Origin of the sequence: Streptomyces murinus, from assembly GCF_002154555.1 — a bacterium.
Classification (GTDB): Bacteria; Actinomycetota; Actinomycetes; order Streptomycetales; family Streptomycetaceae; genus Streptomyces; species Streptomyces murinus.
The window spans coordinates 1-1,986 of the sequence record NZ_MUNF01000556.1 but is presented as its reverse complement, the minus strand read 5'-3'; the positions used below and the strand labels follow the sequence as shown (position 1 = coordinate 1,986).

At 69.9% G+C, this 1,986-nt stretch carries 2 protein-coding genes; one reads left to right on the top strand and one right to left on the bottom strand.

The features are described from left to right. Positions 1 to 1,381 (bottom strand): fumarate hydratase (locus tag CCN72_RS29590; protein WP_086811051.1); only part of this gene is annotated, 1,381 nt, incomplete at its 3' end. A gap of 199 nt (positions 1,382 to 1,580) precedes the next feature. On the opposite strand from CCN72_RS29590, the gene CCN72_RS29585 reads away from it, so the two are divergent. Continuing rightward, positions 1,581 to 1,986, top strand: a 406-nt coding sequence (locus CCN72_RS29585) for a DUF1707 SHOCT-like domain-containing protein (RefSeq protein ID WP_143664240.1), incomplete at its 3' end; no start/stop codon positions are given.

Sequence of the window (1,986 nt, the reverse complement as noted above, 5' to 3'; positions counted from 1 at the left end):
CGGTCCGACCACGGCCGGCCGGATGGACTCCTACGTGGCGCAGTTCCAGGCGGCCGGCCGTGGTCGGACCGAAGGAGCCGGACGCGTAGCCCTCGGGCGTCTTGGCGGGACCGGCGTAGTACACCGGGTGGTCCTTCAGGTACTGCGGCATCTCCTCGCCGGCGTCCAGGCGCTCCTTGATCTTGGCGTGCGCGATGTCACGGGCCACGACCAGCGGACCGGTCAGCGACAGCCGGGTCTTGACCGGGTACTTGGTCAGCTCGGCGAGGATCGTGTCCATCGGCTGGTTGAGGTCGATCTCGACGACATCGCCCTCGGACTCCAGGTGCTCGTCCGTCGTCTCCGGCAGGAACCGGGCCGGGTCCCGCTCCAGCTGCTCCAGGAAGACGCCCTCGGCGGTGATCTTCGCGACGGCCTGGCGGTCGGCCGAGCAGGACACGGCGATGGCGACCGGGCAGGACGCGCCGTGCCGGGGCAGCCGGACCACGCGGACGTCGTGGCAGAAGTACTTGCCGCCGAACTGCGCGCCGATGCCGATCTTCTGGGTCAGCTCGAAGACCTTCTCCTCCAGCTCCACGTCCCGGAAGCCGTGGCCGAGCGGCGAGCCCTCGGTGGGCGCGTTGTCCAGGTAGTGCGCGGAGGCGTACTTCGCGGTCTTCAGCGCGTACTCGGCGCTGGTGCCGCCGACGACGATCGCCAGGTGGTACGGCGGGCACGCGGCCGTACCGAGCGAACGGATCTTCTCCTCCAGGAACTTCATCATGGAGGCCTCGTTCAGGACGGCCTTGGTCTCCTGGTACAGGAAGGACTTGTTGGCCGAGCCGCCGCCCTTCGCCATGAACAGGAACTTGTAGGCGCCGCCGTCCGTCGCGTACAGCTCGATCTGCGCGGGCAGGTTGGAACCGGTGTTCTTCTCCTCCCACATGGTGAGCGGAGCCATCTGCGAGTAGCGCAGGTTCAGCTTGGTGTAGGCGTCGTAGATGCCGTGCGAGAGGTGCTTCTCGTCCGTGCCCTCGGTGAGCACGTTCTGGCCGCGCTTGCCCATGACGATCGCCGTGCCGGTGTCCTGGCACATCGGCAGCACGCCCGCCGCCGCGATGTTCGCGTTCTTCAGCAGGTCCAGGGCGACGAACTTGTCGTTCGCGGACGCCTCGGGGTCGTCGATGATGCGGCGCAGCTGGGCGAGGTGGGCCGGGCGCAGGTAGTGCTGGATGTCATGGATGGCCTCCGCGGCCAGCGCCCGCAGGGCCTCGGGCTCCACCTTGAGGAACGTCCGTCCGTCCGGGCCCTCGACGGTGGACACGCCCTCGGACGTGACCAGCCGGTAAGGGGTGGTGTCCTCTCCCTGGGGGAGCAGATCGGTGTACGCGAACTCAGGCATCTCAGCCCATTCCTCACTCTGACGGACGGCGCCCGCCGACGCTGGCGGGCCCGTCCAGCGTAGAACCTGCCGCCGACGGCGCACTTGTGAGGTAAGGCTCAGTGGCCGTGAGCCGTGATCCGGCCGGGCCGCGGGCCCGACACACCGGGGTTGTCCACACCCCTAGTCGCGATCTATCGCGTTTCGGTACGCTGCTGCCGTGGACCTTCAGAAGCCCGCCCGTACCCAGGACGCCACCCCGAGCGTCTCCGCCCTGCGCGCCTCGGACGCCGACCGCGACCGGGTCGCCGACATCCTCCGCGAGGCCCTCGCCGAGGGCCGGCTCACCGCCGACGAACACGCCGAGCGCGTGGACGGCGTGCTCAACGCGAAGACGGTCGGCGAGCTGGAGGTCTTCATCCAGGACCTGCCCGCCGCCCACCAGCACGCGTCCCGCGCCGCCTCCCCCGCCCCGCCGCGCCCCACGCACGACATACCCAGCGAGTCCGACGCGAACGTGGTGGCCGTCTTCAGCAGCGCGGTCCGCCGCGGCCGCTGGCGCGCCGGGCGCCGGATGCACGCGTACTCGATCTTCGGCAGCGTCGAGATCGACCTCAGCGAGGCGA